This window comes from Massilia sp. PAMC28688 (assembly GCF_019443445.1).
In the GTDB taxonomy this organism is placed as follows: Bacteria; Pseudomonadota; Gammaproteobacteria; order Burkholderiales; family Burkholderiaceae_D; genus Telluria_A.
Genome location: NZ_CP080378.1, coordinates 847,528 through 865,329 on the forward strand (window position 1 = coordinate 847,528; position 17,802 = coordinate 865,329).

Here is a 17,802-nt window from a genome sequence, read left to right on the forward strand (position 1 = left end):
CGGTGTCGCCACCAGCCGTCTTGTCAGTTCACACGCGACAATCTGTCAGCTTAGAACTCGTAACGCACGGTTGCCTGAACAACCCACTGCGATTCCTGGCGGGCATTCTTCGCGGTGTAGTTTTCCAGATTCTCGACACGGTAGACATACTTGCCGTCTTGCATACCAGCATAGTCCACGAAGTTGCGCGAGGCACCACCGGCAGTGGCGAAGCCCACTTCGTTAATCCGGCCCCAACGCTTGTTGAGCATGTTGCCGAAGTTGGCGATATCAAGCACGAACACGCCCTTGTTGCCCTTGAACAGGCCTGGCACTTCCTGGCTGACGCGCAGGTCGATGCTGTTGGTCCATGGCGAGAAGGAATCGTTACGTTTCATCAAACCGCCGGCATTACGCAGCAGTTCCTTGTTGCTGTTGACGATATCCCAGAACTTTTGCTCGTTCGCCTTGTTGGTGGCCGTGTCGCCAAAGAACAGGACTTCGCCCGAACCGAAGGCACTTGGAATGTACATCAGGTCGTTGCCGGAAATGCTGTCGCCGTTCATGTCGTTGCTGTAGGTCCAGCTGTACGGCTTGCCGGTACGGCCTTCGTAGAAGGCGCCGAAGGTGGTCTTGTACTTGCCAAAGAATGCCTTTTCCCAGGTCAGCGACGCATTCACACGGTCCTTGACCAGATAGGACGAATTGGCCAGCACTTCGTCGTTCGGGTTCAGGCTAGGATTGGCGCTCCAGTTCGAGGCAGCCTGCGACGAGGTCAGGGGATTGACGTCTTCGGCTTCGGTGTAGGTGTATGCCAGGGACCAGCGTGGGCCCTTGGAGCGGCTGTTGCCGACCGACAGGGTGACCAGCTGACCGCCGCCCAGCTCGCTATTGCGTGCTTCCATCACCTGGCCGAAACCTGGGTTCGACAAAGCCACCGTGCGGTAGCCCTGGCATTCCAGATCGGTACGGAAGGTGCCCGTCGCGGTGGCGCAGGACGCCAGATAACCGGCACCGGTGAAGTACATTTCGCGGCCATCAGGACCGATGCGCGTTGGCGCGCCCAGGTTCAGGTTGCGGTAAAAGATGCTCTTGTTGGTCTTGGTGTACAGGTACTCGGCACTGGCAACCATGCCAAACCATGGCAGTTCGTGCTCCACGCCCAGGTTGGCCTTGTAGACCGATGGCTGGGCAATGCCCGGCGCCAGGATGTCGACGTTCGATGCTGGCGGGATACCGGCGATCGGCTGCTGGCCGCGCGGATCAGCCACGAACAGGCCTTCACCGCGGCATGGCGCGAAGCCGGCGGTGCCGCAACCGGTAGTATAGATACCCACGCCATTGTTGGCGAAGGGGTTGCCCAGCCAAACGTTCAGGGCCGAACCCTGGAACAGGCCGGCGCCGCCGCGCACCTGGGTGGCGCGCGCCGTGTTGAGGCGGTAGTTAAAGCCAAAACGCGGCTGGATCAGCGAATCGCCGTCAATGGTAACGGTATTGTCCACGCCCAGGCCACCACTGTCGCGCACCATGGCGCGGAAATCGGCGTTGTAGACCCCGGCCACGCGTGGCTGGGCAATGGCTGCGTTGCGCACTGGACGGTCGTTGGTGCTGGCCTTGTCGTAACGCACGCCGTAGGTCAGGTTCAGCTGCTTGTTGACCTTCCAGGTGTCCTGCAGGAACAGGCCCAGGGTGTCCAGCGTCCAGACAGCGGCGCCGTCGTTGAGCGTACGGCCAGCCGTCGGCAGCGTGGCCTGGTAGTTCTGCGGACGACCGCGGCGGAAATTCTCCAGCACGGCCTGCTCGATGATTGCGGCCGACGACGTGCTGCAGTTGACGGCGCCGATGGTGTAGGTGAAGGTCGCGCTCGAGTTCTGGCAGCCAAAGCTGTAGTTACCATTGGCGTTGGCAACGAAGGCATTGAAAATGTCGTTGCTCTGGTAGTCGCCGCCAACCTTGATCTCATGGTCGCCACGCACCAGGGTCGCGCCGAAATAGGCATCGATGGTTTCGGTCTTGAGCAGGTTGAAGTGACGGAAGTTCTCGGTACCGAAACGCAGCGTGCGGGTGCCGCCGAGCACTGTCTCAGGCGTGCCGGTCGGCAGCGGTCCCGGGAAATTCAGGGCAATGGCCGGCAGGAAGGCATTGTTGTTGCTGATCTTGTCGTTGTCGCGACGCGAAATCTTGAATTCCGTCGAGAACGTCGGGCTCCAGTCAGAGAACAGCTGGGCCACAACACTTTCGGTCTGCTTTTCTTCCTGGAACAGGTAAGAGCTGAGCGAAATGCTGCGCGTGCCGTAGCCGGAGAAGCGTGGCTCGGACTGCTTGGTCTGCTGCCAGCGCACGTTGGCGCGGTGGTTGTCGTTGATGTTCCAGTCCAGCTTGAGCAGACGGTCCGACACGGTCAGTTCGGTGCCGGCTGGCACATCGGCGCCGCCAATGTCAAAGCCATAACCCTTCGCCACATTCTGGGCGCCGGTAATGGCCGAGCCGGTAATGCCGACGTTGGTCAGGTTGCTGCCCAGCGGACCAAAGGTTGGCGAGGTACGCGAACTATTGGTGTCTTCCATGCTCAGGAACATGAACAGCGTGTCCTTGATCAAGGGGCCGCCCAGGGTCACGCCCTTGGTGCGCTCATAGAAATCCGGCTGGTCGTTGTACTGGTCAGTGGTGACATTGTATTGCTTGCCGACCGCTCTTTCATCGCGCGCCAGGGCGTACAGGCTACCCTTCCACTGATTGGTACCGGACTTGGTGACGGCGTTGATGTTCGCGCCCGTGTAACCCTTCTGGGTCACGTCATAGTTCGAGATGTTGACCTGCACCGACTGGATCGCATCGATCGAAATCGGCTGCTTGTCGGTTGGCAAGCCATTGCCTTCGAGGCCGAAGGTGTCGCTGATGCTCACGCCGTCAACGGTGATCGAGTTGTAGCGCGCGTTCTGGCCACCGACCGAAATTTCGCCACGGCCCTTGTCGGTTTGCGACAGGCGTGGATCGAGACGGGCATAGTCAGCCAGGCTGCGCTGTACCGAGCCGAGCGCATTGATCTGGGCGCGGCCGATATTGGTGCCGGCACCCATGGCCGAGCTGTTGATCTTGTCCGATACCGTCTGACCGGTAATGGTCACGGTCTGGATCGGCGCGCCGATGGTGGCATCGACGGAAGCGGTTTCGGCCAGGTTGGTGTAAACGTTTTCACGACGCTCGGTCACGCCATTCTTGGTGATGACGATCGTGTAAGGACCGCCGGCGCGCAGGCCGCGGGCCACGTAGCGGCCCTGGGCGTCGGTGACGACATTGCTGACCGAACCGGATTCAGTATGGATGATGGAGACGGTCGCGCCACCTGCAGGCTGGCCGTCCGCGCCGGAAATACGGCCGCCGATTGCCGAGGTGGTGTTCTGCGCGAACGACGGCGTGGCCGACAGAGCGATGGACAAGGCCAGCGCAATCTTGGTCAGCTGAATCCGTTTTTGATTGATCATTGTATAACCCCAAAAAAAACTAATCGTGATCGGGAGCCCGTGAAGACTCCCCTCTTTACTTTGCTGCAAACCTGCCCAGGGACCTTGTAGGTCCTGTTTCACTTCCTGTACCAGCTGCCCGGTTTCACCGCGCGGCCCAAACAAAACTTGCGCGACCGCAACTTTAAACCCTTTTCGTGTCGGCTTGATGACACGGGCAACGGCTGCAATGGGTGTCCTGATTCGTCCAATATGCAGTACGGCGCTTCGTTGTGACAAATACCATTTCGTTTAAGAATTTATATGACAAACATATAAATTCACTAAGAGAAGCAGTTTTATTGACCTAAACGACAGTGCTCCAGAGTGAGAACTGCTAAGCGCGATTATAAATGAGCCATTCTCCAGAGAAATCCTTTCCTGGGGATTTTCGACAAAGGTTGGTTCGGATGCGCAAATGTGTAGCGGGTTGACCACAGAGCGGGGCAAACCTTAAAGGAACATCAATATGTAAATTCCCGTCTGGACTAGCTGCGGCCTGTGGATGCTTGCCGCGTTCCGGGTCAGTGAAACTCGCAGCTCAAGTGGAAGACGGGTCGTTAACGCAACATGCTGTCCGAAACAGTATTCCGGACGGCATGCTGGGGAGGGAAAAACACCGCTTAGCGGGCCCGCCTGGCCAGGCCGGCAACGTCCGCTTCAAACCTGGCAAAGCGCTGGTCAAGCTGGCGCGTCAGCCGCTTCTTGGCCGCCGCATCCAGAAAGCTGTAGCGAATGCTGTTGTAGGAGACTTTCTTCATTTCCGCATAGCTCGGCTTGTAGCGGCTGGCAAACAGCACGTATTCATGGGCCAGCGTGTGGCGCGTCACGCCTGCGTCGTCGGTGGAGATGACATAGGGCACGCCATACTTGCGGTATAGCGTAATGGGATGATTCTCCCCCTTGATGCCGGAGATAAAGGCATTGCTGGTGAGGTTGATCTCCACCGGAATGTCGCGCTCGCGCATGGTCTTCATGATGGCCGCGGCATTGGTTTCGTGCGCCAGGTCCAGGCCGTGGCCGATGCGGTCGGCGCCGGCCACGACCAGGGCATGATCGATATGAAAGCGCAGGCCGTCCGGCGGCACGTCGCCCAGCGCCAGCTCGCCGGCATGGAGCGCCAGCTTGACCTTGGGATACTGGGTTTTCAGGAACTGGAACATCTTCATGTGCAGCGCGTAGTCGCGCATCGACACCGCCTGGCTTTCCTGGCCCACGATATTGACACCGACAACCAGTGGGTTGCTGGTGCTCGCCTTGAACGCCCCTACCATCGAAGAGAACACCTGCGACGGCGACAGCAGGCGCAGGACGTAGGCCTGGTAGCGCATGGTGAAGCGCTCGTCGTCGATGCCTTCATGGGCACTGGTGATCTTGGCGCTGTAGTCCGCCACCGATTTGTTGAACGCCGCATCCTGCTCCAGCGCCGCCAGCCACCCGCGCATGGTATCGGTCAGGACCGCGTCGCTGGACGCTGCCTGGCGCATGCGGGCGTCAAAATCGGCATTCGCGACAAACGGCGCGAGCTTGAACATGGTCTCGATGTAGCCCACGTTTTCCTCGATCGCGCGCTTCTTGATCTCTTGCAGGCCTTCGTTGAAGTTGGCGTTCGAGACAGCGTTGAAGTAACCGAAGGTCTGGAAGAACTGGCGGTCCGGTGGCGGCTGGATGGCACCATGATTGTCAAAATCCTTGGCCGACCAGCGCTGCAGCAGTTCGCGGTAGGTGTAATCGTCAGCCAGGATTTCGGCCGTCGACAGGCAATTGCGCTCCGCAGCGGGCCGCGCACGTTCCGCTGCCACGACATCCTTGCTGGTTTCGATGCGGTAGGTCTGCTTGTTGACGCAGTAGCCCTGGCGGTCCACCCAGTCCACATACTGCTCGGCGTAGATGGAGCCCGAATAGTGATGGTGCAGGTCGCCGCCCTTGGGCATCTGCGAGAAGAACAGGGTCAGTTCCGCCATTTTCGGCTCGCTGCCTGCCACCAGGGAGGCCAGGTGACGCGCGGTGGCCGCCTCGTTGGAGGTCGATGCCGGCGCTGCGTGGGCACTGGCGGCGATGGCGAGGGCTGCAAGCATGCAGCGCTGTTTAGTGATCATGGATGCGGTTTTCCAGTCGATGTACGTTGTTGGCCAATGCCGATTTACGACCCCTGGCGCTGGTGGACCTGGCGCCCGCAGGCATAGGTGGCAGCGATGGCGCGGTCGTCCCCCAGCAGCGCCAGCGCAAACAGCAGCTCCTCCAGATTGGTGCACTTTTCCGTGCGGCGCGCCAGCAGGGGCGTCGACTGCGGATCGAGCACGATGAAATCTGCTTCGGCCCCCGGCACAAAACTGCCGATGGTGCCTTCCAGTTGCATGCTGCGTGCAGCGCCCAGCGTGGCCAGGTAAAACATGCGCACGGCGGGCAGGTAGCTGCCTTTCAAGCGTGCTACTTTATAGGCTTCATTCATCGTTTGCAACATCGAGAACGAGGTGCCGGCGCCGACGTCGGTCGCCAGCGACAGCGATACACGCGCCGCGTCGGCCTGCTCGAAGTCAAACAGGCCGCTGCCCAGGAACAGGTTGGAGGTGGGGCAGATCGCGGCGGCGGCGCCCGATTCGGCCATGCGCGCAAAGTCCTCTTTATCCAGCCAGATGCAGTGTCCATACACGGCGCGCGGGCGCATCAGGCCAAAGCTGTCATACACGTCCAGGTAGCTGCGCGCCTTGGGATAGAGTGTTTTCACCCATGCGCATTCGTCCGGGTTTTCCGACACGTGGGTCTGGATGAAGGTGTCGGGATAGGCCGCCGCCAGCTCGCCCGTCAGACGCAGCTGCGCCTCGGTGGAGGTGGGCGCGAAGCGCGGCGTGATGGCGTACATGTTGCGGCCCTTGTTGTGCCACTTGCGGATCAGCGCCTCGCTGTCGCGCACGCCCCCTTCGGCCGTATCGCACAAGAAGTCCGGACAATGGCGATCCATCAGGATCTTGCCGGCTGCCATGCGCAGGTTGCGCGCCTGGCTCGCTTCAAAGAAGGCATCCACCGACTCGCGGTGCACGGTGCAGTAGACCATGGCGGTGGTGGTCCCGCAGCGCAGCAGCTGGTCAAGAAAGAATTCGGCGACTTCGCGCGCATGCTCCGGATCGCTGAACTGGCGCTCGGTGGGAAAGGTATAGGTCTCCAGCCACGGCAGCAGGCCCGGGGCCGGCGAGGCGATCATGTCGGTCTGCGGAAAATGCAGGTGGGTGTCGATAAAGCCCGGCATGATCACCTTGCCACGGTAATCGTGGATGGCGAGCGCCGGGTCGAGCGACGCTGCCAGCGCGGCGTAGTCGCCGGCCGCCTTGACCTTGCCGTCTTCGACAAGCAGCAGGCCATCTTCGTGCCAGTGCGCGGCGTCGCTGGTGAAAGCGGGATCGGCGTGAAAGTGCAGCAAGCTGGCCCGGTAAGCTTGCACGTTGTGAGGTGCTGTTGACATGAATGCTTTCGTGTTACGGCCGGCCGCGCGCATGCGCGACCAGCTTCAATGTAGGGATGGTGTGCTCTGCCTTGCTGGCCTGCTCCCACACCATGAGCAGCTGCGCCGACACGGCGGCGGCGATCACGGCCGGCTCCTTGCCGCTGATGCCGGGCAGGCCGATGGGGCAGACCATGGCGGCAATGCGCTGCGCAGCCACGCCGCGCTCGCGCAGCCGGTGCTCGAACTGGCGCCGCTTGGTGAGCGAGCCAATCAGGCCAAACCAGAGCACATCATCGCGTTCCATGATGGCCTGGGTCAGGCGCTGGTCAAGCGCGTGGCTGTGCGTCATGACCAGATAGCTGGCGTTGGCGGGCGCCTGCGCCACCACCGCTTCCGGGGTGTCGCTTGCCTCCACCGTCACGTTGGGTGGTACCTCGCGCGGAAACATGTCGTCCCGCTCGTCGACCCAGGTGACGCTGCATGGCAGGTGCGCCAGCGCGCGCACGATGGCCGCGCCCACGTGGCCGGCGCCAAACAGTACCAGGTGGGCCCTGGGCGCAGCAACCAGATCGACCAGCCAGCGGCGGCCATCCTGTTCCTGCATGACGTGCGTTCCGCGCTCGCGTGCGAACAGGGGGGCGGCATCGCCTGCCAGCTGCATCGCTGCCTCGTCAAACAGCGCGCGCCCGGGGGCGCCGTCGAGCGCCACCAGGCGCCACGTATCGCGCTGGCGGAGGCCTTCCAAAAGATCCATGTAAGCCGTATCGACGCGCTCGAATGCGAGATGCACCACGCCGCCACAGCACTGGCCAAGGCTGGGACCAAGTGCGAACCGTTCCAGATGGCGCTGGCGCCCTTCGTCCAGCATGGCACGAGCGATATCGATGGCACGCAGCTCCAGGTGGCCGCCGCCGATGGTATCGGCCAGCGTGCCGGCGCCGACCAGCATGCGCGCGCCCGCCTCGCGCGGACCGGAGCCTTCCACTTTTGCCACCGTCACCAGGACGGCGCTTGCGCGGGGATCCATCACGCCGCCTGTGTCATGGCCGCCTCGACAGCGGCAATGGCGTCAAGGATTGCTTCGCTGGTGGCCGGCGCGTTCAGCGGCGGGTTGACCGTATGATTGCCGACGCTGGACACCGCATCGCGAATGGCAAAGAAGACTGAAAACGGCAGCAGCAGCGGCGGCTCGCCCACGGCCTTGGAGCGGTGGATGCTGTCTTCGACATTGCTGTTGTTGAAAAGGCGCACGCGGAAGTCTTCCGGGCAGTCCGACACGCCCGGGATCTTGTAAGTCGATGGCGCATGCGTCATCAGCTTGCCGGCCGGGTTCCACCACAATTCTTCCGTCGTGAGCCAGCCCATGCCCTGGATGAAGGCGCCTTCCACCTGCCCGATATCGATGGCGGGATTGAGCGACTTGCCTGCGTCGTACAGCGCGTCGGCGCGCAGCAGCTTCCATTCACCGGTCAGGGTGTCGACCACCACTTCCGCCACCGCCGCGCCATACGCGTAGTAGGAAAACGGATGACCGTTCATGGTCTTGGGGTCCCAGTGCAAATTGGGCGTGGCATAAAAGCCGTCGGACCACAACTGCACGCGCGCCAGGTAAGCTTTCTGCACCAGCACCGGGAACGGCACTTCGTGCCCGTTGACGAACACGGTGTCGGCGGCAAAGCGCACGGCGGCTTCGTCGCCTCCATACAGCTTGACGGCGTAGGCGGTCAGGCGCTCGCGGATCTGGCGCGCCGCATCCTGCGCCGCCTTGCCATTCAGGTCTGCACCAGTGGAAGCGGCAGTGGCCGAGGTATTGGATACCTTGCTGGTATTGGTGGCGGTGGCGCGTACATGGGCCATGTCCACGCCCAGTTCATGCGCGACCACCTGCATGACCTTGGTGTTGATGCCCTGCCCCATCTCGGTGCCGCCGTGGTTGACCAGAATGGAGCCATCCACGTACACGTGCACCAGTGCGCCCGCCTGGTTCAGGTGGGTGACGTTAAAGGCAATGCCGAATTTGACGGGCGTGAGCGCCAGCCCTTTCTTGAGCACCGGACTGCCAGCGTTGTAGGCCGCGATGGCGGCGCGGCGCGCGCGGTATTCGCTGGTCTGTTCCAGCTGCGCCGTCAGCTCGTGGATGACGTTGTCCACGATGACCTGGCCATAAGGCGTGACGTTGCGCTCGTCGCGGCCGTAAAAATTAAGGCGCCGGATATCGAGCGCATCGCGGCCCAGGTTGCGGGCGATTTCATCGATGACGTATTCGATGGCGATGGCGCCCTGCGGTCCGCCAAAGCCACGGAAGGCGGTATTGGACTGGGTGTTGGTCTTGCCGCAGGCGGCGCGGATATCCACATCGGACAGGTAGTAGGTATTGTCAAAGTGGCAGACCGCGCGCGTGGCAACGGGGCCCGACAGGTCGGCCGAATAGCCGGCTCGCGTGACCATGTCCACTTTGGCGGCGACGATCTTGCCGGTCTCGTCGTAGCCCACTTCATATTCGTAATGGAAGCAGTGGCGCTTGCCGGTGACGAGCATGTCGTCATCGCGGTCGGCGCGCAGCTTGACCGGCCGGCGCAGGTGCGCGGCGGCAATGCTGGACGCGGCCGCCCACAGGGCCGACTGCGACTCCTTGCCGCCAAAGCCACCGCCCATGCGGCGGCATTCCACCACGATGTTATGCGAGTGCACGCCCAGCGCATGCGCGACCACGTGCTGCATTTCGCTCGGATGCTGGGTCGAGCACAGCACCAGCATGCCGCGGTCTTCGTTGGGAATGGCGTACGAGATTTGCCCTTCCAGGTAAAACTGCTCCTGGCCGCCCACATACAGTTCGCCCTTGACCGAGTGCGGCGCCTGCTCGAACGCGGCCTGGTAATCGCCCCGCTCAAGGCGCATGGGCGGCAGCACGTACGATTGCGCGGCGCGGGCGGCCTGCGGCGTGAGAATGGCGGGCAACTCTTCATAGGTGACCTTGCCAAGGCGCGCGGCGCGGCGCGCATTGTCGTGCGAATCGGCCACCACAATAAAGATGGGCTGGCCGATGTACATCACCAGGCCGTCGGCGAGAATGGGATCGTCGTGGATGATCGGGCCGCAGTCATTGGTGCCGGGGATGTCGTCCACCGTCAGTACGGCCACCACGCCCGCGCTGGCGCGCACGGCGGCCAGGTCGATGCCGGTGATTCTGGCGTGCGCCTTGCTCGACAGGCCAAGCGCCGCGTGCAGGGTGCCCTGCACTTCCGGGATGTCGTCGGTATAGGTAGCCTGGCCCAGCACGTGCAGCGTGGCCGATTCGTGCGCGCGCGGTGTGCCAACGGCCGTCCATGCGGCGGCGTTGGTGACGGGGATGCCTGCGTCATTCATGGTGTTCTCCTTACGCGCGCAGGGCAAAGGCGTTGACGGCATTTGCCGCCAGCGGCGCGTCCTGGCGTGTCTCGTACCAGAAGCGCTTGAGCAGGTTCTGGGCAGCTTTCATGCGGTAGGCACTGGAGGCGCGCATGTCCGACAGTGGCGCGTAATCGGTGGCGAGCAGCGCCATGGCGGCAAGCAGGTTCGCCTCGGTCCAGGGTTTGCCATTCAAGGAGGCTTCAGCTGCGGCTGCACGCTTGGGGGTGGCCGCCATGCCGCCGAAGGCGATGCGCGCGCCAGTGACGATGCCACCGTCCAGGGAAAAAGCGAACGCCGCGCACACGGCAGAGATATCCTGGTCAAAGCGCTTGGCCAGCTTGTAGGTCCTGAACACGACATCTGCGCGCGGGAGTGGCACGCGCACTGAGGCCACGATCTCGTCCGGCTGCATGTCCTTTTTCTGGTAGGCGAGGTACAGCTCTTCCAGCGGCAGCACGCGCTCGCCGGCGGCCGAACGCAGTACCACCTGGGCGCCCAGCGCGATCAGCCAGGGCATGGAGTCGCCGATGGGCGAGCCGTTGGCGACATTGCCGCCCAGGGTGCCGGCATTGCGGATCGGCAGCGATGCAAAGCGCTGCCACATCTCGGTCAACTGCTGCGGATAGTGTTCGGCCAGTGCGCGGTAGGCGTCTTCCAGCGTGACGCCGGCACCAATGTGCAGCATCCCGTCCGCGCTGGTGACGCTTTTCAGTTCGGCCACATGGGCAAGATAAATGATGTCGCCCAGCTCGCGCATCTGCTTGGTCACCCACAGGCCAATGTCGGTGGAACCGGCCAGCAGCGTGGCGGCCGGATACTGCGCGCGCACGGCCAGCAGTTCGTCGAGCGTGCGGGGCGCGTGGAAGTGGCGGCCCGCCGCGCTGTAAGTGGCCATGGCGCCGCACTGCAGGGGCAGGAGTGCAGCGGCCAGCGCCTCGCGGTCAAATTCCACGCGCGGCAGTTCGCCCATGCGCATGGCGGCATCGATGATGGGACGGTAGCCGGTGCAGCGGCACAGATTGCCGGAGAGCGCATCATCGACCTGGCAGCGGCTTGGCCTGCCTTCTTGCTTGAGATACATGCCCCACAGGGACATGACGAAACCGGGCGTGCAAAAGCCGCACTGGGAACCGTGGCATTCCACCATGGCCTGCTGCACCGGATGCAGCGTGCCATCGGCCTGCTGCAGGTCTTCCACGGTGAACAGGGCCTTGCCGTCGAGGGTGGGGGTGAGCTGGATGCAGGAATTGACGGCCTTGAGTTCAACCTGGCCATCCTGCAGGGAACCGATGACGACCGTGCAGGCGCCGCAGTCGCCCTCGGCGCAGCCTTCCTTGGTGCCGGTGCAATGCAGGTCTTCACGCAGGTGCTGGAGCACGGTCTGCGTGGGCGCAGCGGAAGTGACCTCGCGCACGGCGCCCTGATAGTAGAAACGAATCGGTTGTGACATTATTGCCTCGGCTTTATCCCAGCCTACAAGGTTAGCACCGCAGGCCCCCTTCAATATAGGTTTTCGCTGATGTCAGTTATCAAGCATTATCAATAGTGAACGGATGTGTTGCTTTCCAGTGCCGCGCAATATCGATGCGGCGCGTGATCCATACTTTCTCGTGCGACTGCACGTAGTCCAGGAAACGCGCCAGGGCCGCGGCGCGCGCGGGACGCCCAACGATCCGGCAATGCAGGCCGATGGAGAGCATCTTGGGCCGGTTCAGCCCTTGCGGATCACCCTCTGTATACAGGACATCGAAGGCATCCTTCAGATAATCAAAGAACTGGGTGCCGGAATTAAAACCCTGCAGTGCTGCGAAACGCATGTCGTTGGTGTCGAGCGTGTACGGCACGATCAGCTGGGGTGTGACGGCCAGCTGTCCGTCTGCATTGCGGTGTTCCACGCTCTGCCAGAACGGCAGGTCGTCGCCATAATAATCGGCATCGTATTCAAAGCCGCCATGCTCCACCACCAGGCGCCGCGTATTGGGCGAATCGCGCCCCGTGTACCAGCCGCGCGGCGCCTCTCCCGTCATCTCGCGGATGATCTGCACGGCTTCGGCCATGTGGGCGCGCTCGGTCGCCTCGTCCACATTCTGGTACGAGATCCACTTGAGGCCATGGCAGGCAATCTCGTGGCCGAGCTGGCGGAAGGCGGCCACCGCTTCCGGATGCCGCTTGAGCGCCATGGACACGCCAAAAATGGTCAGCGGCAGCTTGCGGTCCTCGAACATGCGCAGCAGCCGCCATAGACCGGCGCGCGAACCATATTCGTATATGGATTCCATGCTCATGTGCCGGGCCGCAAAGGCGCCCGCGCCGATGATCTCCGACAGGAACGTTTCCGAGGCCGGATCACCGTGCAGCACATTGTTCTCCGCCCCCTCTTCGTAGTTGAGCACGAATTGCAGGGCCACGCGCGCGCCGCCCGGCCACTGGGCGTGCGGCGGGGTGCTGCCGTAGCCGACCAGGTCACGCGGATAATGTTGATAGCTGTTCATTGTCGATCGGGGATGTCGGTATATCGCCCATCATATATTGCCGGCAGAACAAGGGTATATGATTCGCTACATAAGCACATCACTTTGCCAATATAGGACTACCATGGGAAAACTGACTACGCACGTTCTCGACACCACCCAGGGCAAGCCGGGCGCCGGTGTCGCCATTGCCTTGTACGCCGTACAGGGGGAACAACGCAGGCTGATCAAGGCCGACACCACCAATGACGACGGCCGCTGCAGCACGCCCCTGCTCGAAGGCGACGCCATGCTGGAAGGCCGCTACGAGCTGGTGTTCGCCGCCGGCGACTACTTTGCCAGCCAGGGCGTGGCCATGCCGGAACCGCGCTTCGTGGACGTGGTCACCATCGCATTCGGCATTGCGCACGAAGACCAGAATTACCATGTGCCACTGGTGGTCACCCCCTGGTCGTACGCAACCTACCGCGGAAGCTGATGTTTCGGGAAAACTGATATGCTTCCCCGAAAGAAAATCGGGAGACATTATGTCATTGCACATCGTTCACTTCATCGGACCGATCAATCATGCCTCCGCCTGCACGGTGCGCAACCTGTGCCTGCAGGCGCTGCAAAGCGGCGCCACCTCGATCGAACTGCACATGTCGACCGAGGGCGGCAATATGACCGCCGGCTTTGCGCTGTATTTTTTCCTTAAATCGCTGCCGCTGCCGCTGACGACATTTAATGTGGGCAGCGTGGAATCGGTGGGCGTGGTGATTTTCCTGGCCGGGCAAAAACGCTATGCCTGTCCCGGCACGCGCTTCCTGGTTCACCCCCTGCACTGGGGCTTTGGCGCCCTGGTGGCAGCCGACCATTCGCGCGTGAGCGAGTGGCGCGATTGCCTGGACTTCGATGCCGAGCGCTATGCCACCATCTTTGAAGACGCCACCCGCGCGGCCGGGGTTAGCGACGATATCCGCACCCACCTGTTCGGCAATGCGCGCATCTACGATGCGGGCCAGGCCGTCGCGGCCGGCATCATCCATGAAGCGAAGCAGGCGCGGCTGCCGGAAATGGGCGAAACGTCCCACTGGTGGAACGGCTAGACGATTCAGTCGGGCCTGCTCATCAGGCCTTTGAGTTCCGCCGTCAATGCTTCGATGCGCGAGATCAGGTAAGCGGCATGGGCATCCTTTTTTGCCCGGGCCGACGGCCCCACCACCAGGGCACTGCCGTCATAGTCGAAGATGGCGCCCTGGGCCGCATGCTTCTCGCAAAAATCGGCAATCGCCTTGCACGCCGTGGCATGAAAGCCGGCCGGTACGTCGCAGCTGCCGATATTCACCGTCAACACGTCCTTGTCGATGGTGATGACATCGTCAGCGTCAGGATCGAGAACCGACACCAGGGCCGGCAAGGCGCGGCGAGCGCTTGCCTTGACGGGTACACGTCCGTGCAAGGAAATTGTAGTCATAGGTAAGCTCCGTTCGATGTTGAAGCTTCCATATTGCAGCAAGTTCGCAAATTATCAAGGCAGGGCGTCAAACGTGCGCGCCCTGCCCCGCCCCTGGAGCGGCAGTCAGAATTCTTCCCAGTCCTCGCTGGCCTGCGCCCTGGCGGCCGCCCTCGGCTTTGGCAGCCTGGCAGGCGCACGGGTGGCCGCACGGGCCATCGGCGCCGCTGCCGGCACAGGCGCGGCGCGCACCGCGGCGGCAGGCTGCCCGCTCTCATTGACCTGGAAGACGCTCACCACCTGGGCCAGTGCCAGCGCCTGGTCCTGCATGGAGGACGATGCCGCAGCCGCCTCTTCCACCAGCGCCGCATTTTGCTGGGTCACTTCATCCATCTGGTTAATGGCCTGGTTGACCTGCTCGATGCCCGCCTGCTGCTCGTCGCTGGCACTGGCAATTTCACTGATGATGTCGTTCACGCGGCGCACACTGCTCACCACCTCTTCCATCGTCACGCCAGCCTGGTCCGCCAGGCGGGAACCAAGGGTCACCTTCTCGACCGAATCGTCGATCAGGGTCTTGATTTCCTTGGCCGCGCCCGCCGAGCGCTGGGCCAGGCTGCGCACTTCCGATGCCACCACGGCAAAGCCGCGTCCCTGTTCGCCGGCCCGGGCCGCTTCTACGGCCGCGTTGAGCGCCAGGATATTGGTCTGAAAGGCAATCCCATCGATAACGCCGATGATGTCGACAATCTTGCGCGCCGAGTCGTTGATGGCGCCCATGGTCTGGACCACTTCCGTCACGGCCGTCCCGCCGCGCACGGCCACTTCGGAGGCGGAAGTGGCCAGCTGGTTGGCCTGGCGCGCATTGTCGGCATTCTGCTTGACGGTGGAGGTCAATTCTTCCATCGAGGAGGCGGTTTCTTCCAGCGAACTGGCCTGCTGCTCGGTGCGCGCCGACAAGTCCATATTGCCGGACATGATTTCGGAGGAAGCGGTGGCGATGGTGTCGGTCCCGGTGCGCACTTGGGCAACAATCCGTGCGAGCGAGGTATTCATGCTGTCGAGCGCGGTGAGCAGTTCGCCCATCTCGTCGCGCGAATCGATGGTGACCACGGTGCGCAAGTCCCCCTTGGCCACTTGCTGCGCCAGGTCCACGGCGCGCCGCAGCGGCACCGTGATATTGCGCGATTGCCAGAAGGCGATCAGGGCGGCCAGCAGCGTGGCAATGATGCCGCCGCCGATCAGCATGCCGGAAGTCTGCGCCTGCAGGGCAGCAGCCTCGGCCCTGCGCTGGGACAGCAGGCTGGTTTCCGCGCCAATGATGGCGTCGATGTGCATGCGCATGGCATCCATGCCGCGCTTGCCCTTGCCTTCCCTGACCAGCGCCAGCACCGGCGCCACATCTCCGTCGCCCGCTTCGCGCCGCAGGGCGATCACCGGGTCGATCGCGTCCCTGATCCATGCCTCCTGCTCGCGGCCCAGCTGCTGCAGGCGTTCCTGCTGCCGGGGATTGTCGGCAGTGAGCTGGGTTGCCCCTTTCAGGTAGCCCTGGAAGGCATTCTTGCCATTGTTGTACGGCTCCAGCGAAGCAGGATCGCCCGTCAGGGCAAAGCCGCGCTGGCCCGTTTCAATGTTCAGCAGCGACTCCAGCGCCCCCTTCACCTGCGCCATGACCTGGTAGGTATGGACATTGATGTCGTTGGCGCGACTGAGCCTGGCAAAATTATTGTAGGCCACGCTCACCAGGATAATCAGGATCAGGACCACGGCACCATAACCGAGGTACATGCGGGTACCAATCTTCAAGTTCGACAAGTTCATCAATATCTCTCAAGTAGTCGTCCGGCGACAGATGCATTTGATTATGCAGCGGACCCGGAGTGCACGCCGCAAAAATTGTGTCGCGCGGTAGCGTAGATGAGACAATTGCTTGAAAGAATTTTATGGCCGGGAAGGTTTGTTCAGCTTTACGCTTGCCAAGGCCGCTTACGTGGCAGATTCCAGCCCAGCGTGGCGCCGGCCCCTGCGCGCTACCAGGCATGCAGCGTTGCCATTCGGCAGCAACTTGCACGTTGCATGTGCTTGTCTTAAAATTGTCAGCTCTGCGGCCGCCCCTGGCGCGCCGTTTCGTTCTGGTCCGGCCGCTCTACCGCCGTCCAGTTTCCCACGCACGTTTCTTTACGGTGAGCCTTGGATACCGTGCCCCTTTGGGTGCTAGTTTGCGCACTCATCTTCCTGATTTCCTGTTCCGCATTTTTCGCGATGGCCGAGACGGCCCTGATGGCGGCCAGCCGGCATCGCCTGCGCAGCTACGCCAAGCGCGGCCACCGCGGCGCAATGACGACCCTGTGGCTGCTGGAGCGCACCGACAGCCTGCTGTCGCTGATCCTCATTGCCAACACCCTCATCAATGCCCTGGCCACGGCCCTGGCGACGGCCATCGCCATCATGTTCTTTGGCTATGATTACAGCGCCATCTTCATTGCCATCGCCCTGCTCGCCTTTGTGCTGATCGTGTTTGCCGAGATCTCGCCAAAGTTCGTCGGCGCGCGCTACCCGGAAAATATTTCGCTGGCCGCCGCCACCGTGCTCAAACCCCTGATGGCGCTGGCCATGCCCCTGGTATGGTTTGTCAATCAACTGGTTCAGCTGGTACTGAAACTGGCCGCGGTGCGGCCGCAGGCGGCCCAGCACCGGGTCTCGCCCGAAGAATTGCGCTCAATCGTGCTCGAAGGCGGTAATTTCATCCCGCAAAAGCACAAGAGCATCCTGCTCAACCTGTTTGATCTGGAAACCATTTCGGTTGACGACATCATGACGCCGCGCGCCCAGATCGAAGCGCTCAACCTGGCCGTGCCGGTGGCCGAGATCAAGGCCCAGCTCACCACCTGCTATCACAACAAGCTGCCCGTGTATGAAGGCGAGATCAACCAGATCCTCGGCATCCTGCACGTGCGCCACGCCATCGCCCTGCTCAACGAAGAAGAAGACTTGACGGTGCAGCACTTCCGCGACCTGCTCACAACGCCTTACTATATTCCCCAGGACACCCGGGTCTTCACCCAGCTTCAGTATTTTCAGGAGAACAAGGAGCGGCTCGGCATCATCGTCGACGAATATGGCGAAGTGCAAGGCCTGGTCACGCTCGACGATATCATCGAAGAAATGATCGGTGAATTTACGACATCGGTCCCCGGCGCTGCACGCAGTGAAGTCTTCGACTGGGACAAGCGGGGCGAGTGTCTGCTGGAAGGCACAACGGCCCTGCGCGATATCAACAAACGTCTCGGTCTGCATTTCCCCGTGGACGGTCCGAAGACCCTCAATGGCTTGATGCTCGAACAACTCCAGGATATTCCCGAGTCGCCGGTCGGCCTCAAAATCGGGGACGTCATCATTGAAGTTATCCAGGTAAAAAACCAGGCCATCAAGGTCGCCAAACTGATCCGTCCGAGCACGCGCCTCTTTGCATAAAGCTATATAGAGCAAGCAAAGCAACAGGTGGTGCCATCTTGACTACGTGGTAAGAAGACCCCACTGCAAACGGTAAACCCTTTACAAATTTGATGCTCCGGGGCATGA

Annotated in this window: 12 protein-coding genes; 3 read left to right on the top strand and 9 right to left on the bottom strand. The window is 62.0% G+C overall.

Annotation, left to right across the window (positions count from 1 at the left end):
• Positions 1-50: 50 nt before the first annotated feature.
• The 7 genes from KY495_RS03715 to puuE form a co-directional block, all read right to left on the bottom strand.
• A complete protein-coding gene (locus tag KY495_RS03715; protein WP_219882413.1) occupies positions 51-3,464 on the bottom strand; it encodes a TonB-dependent receptor in 3,414 nt (1,137 codons plus the stop codon).
• 641 nt (positions 3,465-4,105) lie between these two features.
• Positions 4,106-5,581, bottom strand: coding sequence for an adenosine deaminase (locus tag KY495_RS03720; protein WP_219882414.1), 1,476 nt, complete (start codon positions 5,579-5,581; stop codon positions 4,106-4,108).
• Between the two features lie 44 nt (positions 5,582-5,625).
• A complete protein-coding gene (gene guaD / locus KY495_RS03725; protein WP_219882415.1) occupies positions 5,626-6,942 on the bottom strand; it encodes a guanine deaminase in 1,317 nt (438 codons plus the stop codon).
• Positions 6,943-6,955: 13 nt separating this feature from the next.
• Positions 6,956-7,951 (bottom strand): xanthine dehydrogenase accessory protein XdhC, encoded by a 996-nt coding sequence (gene xdhC / locus KY495_RS03730; RefSeq protein WP_219882416.1) that lies wholly within the window; start codon positions 7,949-7,951, stop codon positions 6,956-6,958.
• A complete protein-coding gene (gene xdhB / locus KY495_RS03735; protein ID WP_219882417.1) occupies positions 7,951-10,290 on the bottom strand; it encodes a xanthine dehydrogenase molybdopterin binding subunit in 2,340 nt (779 codons plus the stop codon). Before xdhB ends, xdhC begins: the two co-directional genes overlap by 1 nt.
• 10 nt (positions 10,291-10,300) lie before the next feature.
• On the bottom strand, positions 10,301-11,764 hold the full coding sequence (gene xdhA / locus KY495_RS03740; protein ID WP_219882418.1) for a xanthine dehydrogenase small subunit: 1,464 nt from the start codon (positions 11,762-11,764) through the stop codon (positions 10,301-10,303).
• 79 nt (positions 11,765-11,843) lie between these two features.
• Positions 11,844-12,806: an allantoinase PuuE gene (puuE, locus tag KY495_RS03745; protein ID WP_219882419.1), complete on the bottom strand. Its 963-nt coding sequence runs from the start codon at positions 12,804-12,806 to the stop codon at positions 11,844-11,846.
• Between the two features lie 103 nt (positions 12,807-12,909).
• Between puuE and uraH the strand changes: the two genes are divergently transcribed.
• Positions 12,910-13,263 carry a hydroxyisourate hydrolase gene (gene uraH / locus KY495_RS03750; protein ID WP_219882420.1) on the top strand — a complete coding sequence of 118 codons (354 nt, stop codon included), beginning with the start codon at positions 12,910-12,912 and terminating at the stop codon, positions 13,261-13,263.
• A gap of 49 nt (positions 13,264-13,312) precedes the next feature.
• Positions 13,313-13,873 (top strand): ATP-dependent Clp protease proteolytic subunit, encoded by a 561-nt coding sequence (locus KY495_RS03755; RefSeq protein ID WP_219882421.1) that lies wholly within the window; start codon positions 13,313-13,315, stop codon positions 13,871-13,873.
• A gap of 5 nt (positions 13,874-13,878) precedes the next feature.
• Here the strand turns inward: KY495_RS03755 and KY495_RS03760 are convergent, their stop codons facing one another.
• Positions 13,879-14,241 (bottom strand): hypothetical protein, encoded by a 363-nt coding sequence (locus KY495_RS03760; RefSeq protein ID WP_219882422.1) that lies wholly within the window; start codon positions 14,239-14,241, stop codon positions 13,879-13,881.
• Positions 14,242-14,346: 105 nt separating this feature from the next.
• Positions 14,347-16,041 (bottom strand): methyl-accepting chemotaxis protein, encoded by a 1,695-nt coding sequence (locus KY495_RS03765; RefSeq protein ID WP_219882423.1) that lies wholly within the window; start codon positions 16,039-16,041, stop codon positions 14,347-14,349.
• A gap of 369 nt (positions 16,042-16,410) precedes the next feature.
• Between KY495_RS03765 and KY495_RS03770 the strand changes: the two genes are divergently transcribed.
• Positions 16,411-17,694: an HlyC/CorC family transporter gene (locus KY495_RS03770; protein WP_219882424.1), complete on the top strand. Its 1,284-nt coding sequence runs from the start codon at positions 16,411-16,413 to the stop codon at positions 17,692-17,694.
• The last annotated feature ends 108 nt before the right edge of the window (positions 17,695-17,802 follow it).

Coding starts and splice junctions, on each gene's coding strand:
- KY495_RS03715 (WP_219882413.1), bottom strand. CDS start 3,464: ATGATCAATCAAAAACGGATTCAGCTGACCAAGATTGCGCTGGCCTTG.
- KY495_RS03720 (WP_219882414.1), bottom strand. CDS start 5,581: ATGATCACTAAACAGCGCTGCATGCTTGCAGCCCTCGCCATCGCCGCC.
- guaD (WP_219882415.1), bottom strand. CDS start 6,942: ATGTCAACAGCACCTCACAACGTGCAAGCTTACCGGGCCAGCTTGCTG.
- xdhC (WP_219882416.1), bottom strand. CDS start 7,951: ATGGATCCCCGCGCAAGCGCCGTCCTGGTGACGGTGGCAAAAGTGGAA.
- xdhB (WP_219882417.1), bottom strand. CDS start 10,290: ATGAATGACGCAGGCATCCCCGTCACCAACGCCGCCGCATGGACGGCC.
- xdhA (WP_219882418.1), bottom strand. CDS start 11,764: ATGTCACAACCGATTCGTTTCTACTATCAGGGCGCCGTGCGCGAGGTC.
- puuE (WP_219882419.1), bottom strand. CDS start 12,806: ATGAACAGCTATCAACATTATCCGCGTGACCTGGTCGGCTACGGCAGC.
- uraH (WP_219882420.1), top strand. CDS start 12,910: ATGGGAAAACTGACTACGCACGTTCTCGACACCACCCAGGGCAAGCCG.
- KY495_RS03755 (WP_219882421.1), top strand. CDS start 13,313: ATGTCATTGCACATCGTTCACTTCATCGGACCGATCAATCATGCCTCC.
- KY495_RS03760 (WP_219882422.1), bottom strand. CDS start 14,241: ATGACTACAATTTCCTTGCACGGACGTGTACCCGTCAAGGCAAGCGCT.
- KY495_RS03765 (WP_219882423.1), bottom strand. CDS start 16,041: ATGAACTTGTCGAACTTGAAGATTGGTACCCGCATGTACCTCGGTTAT.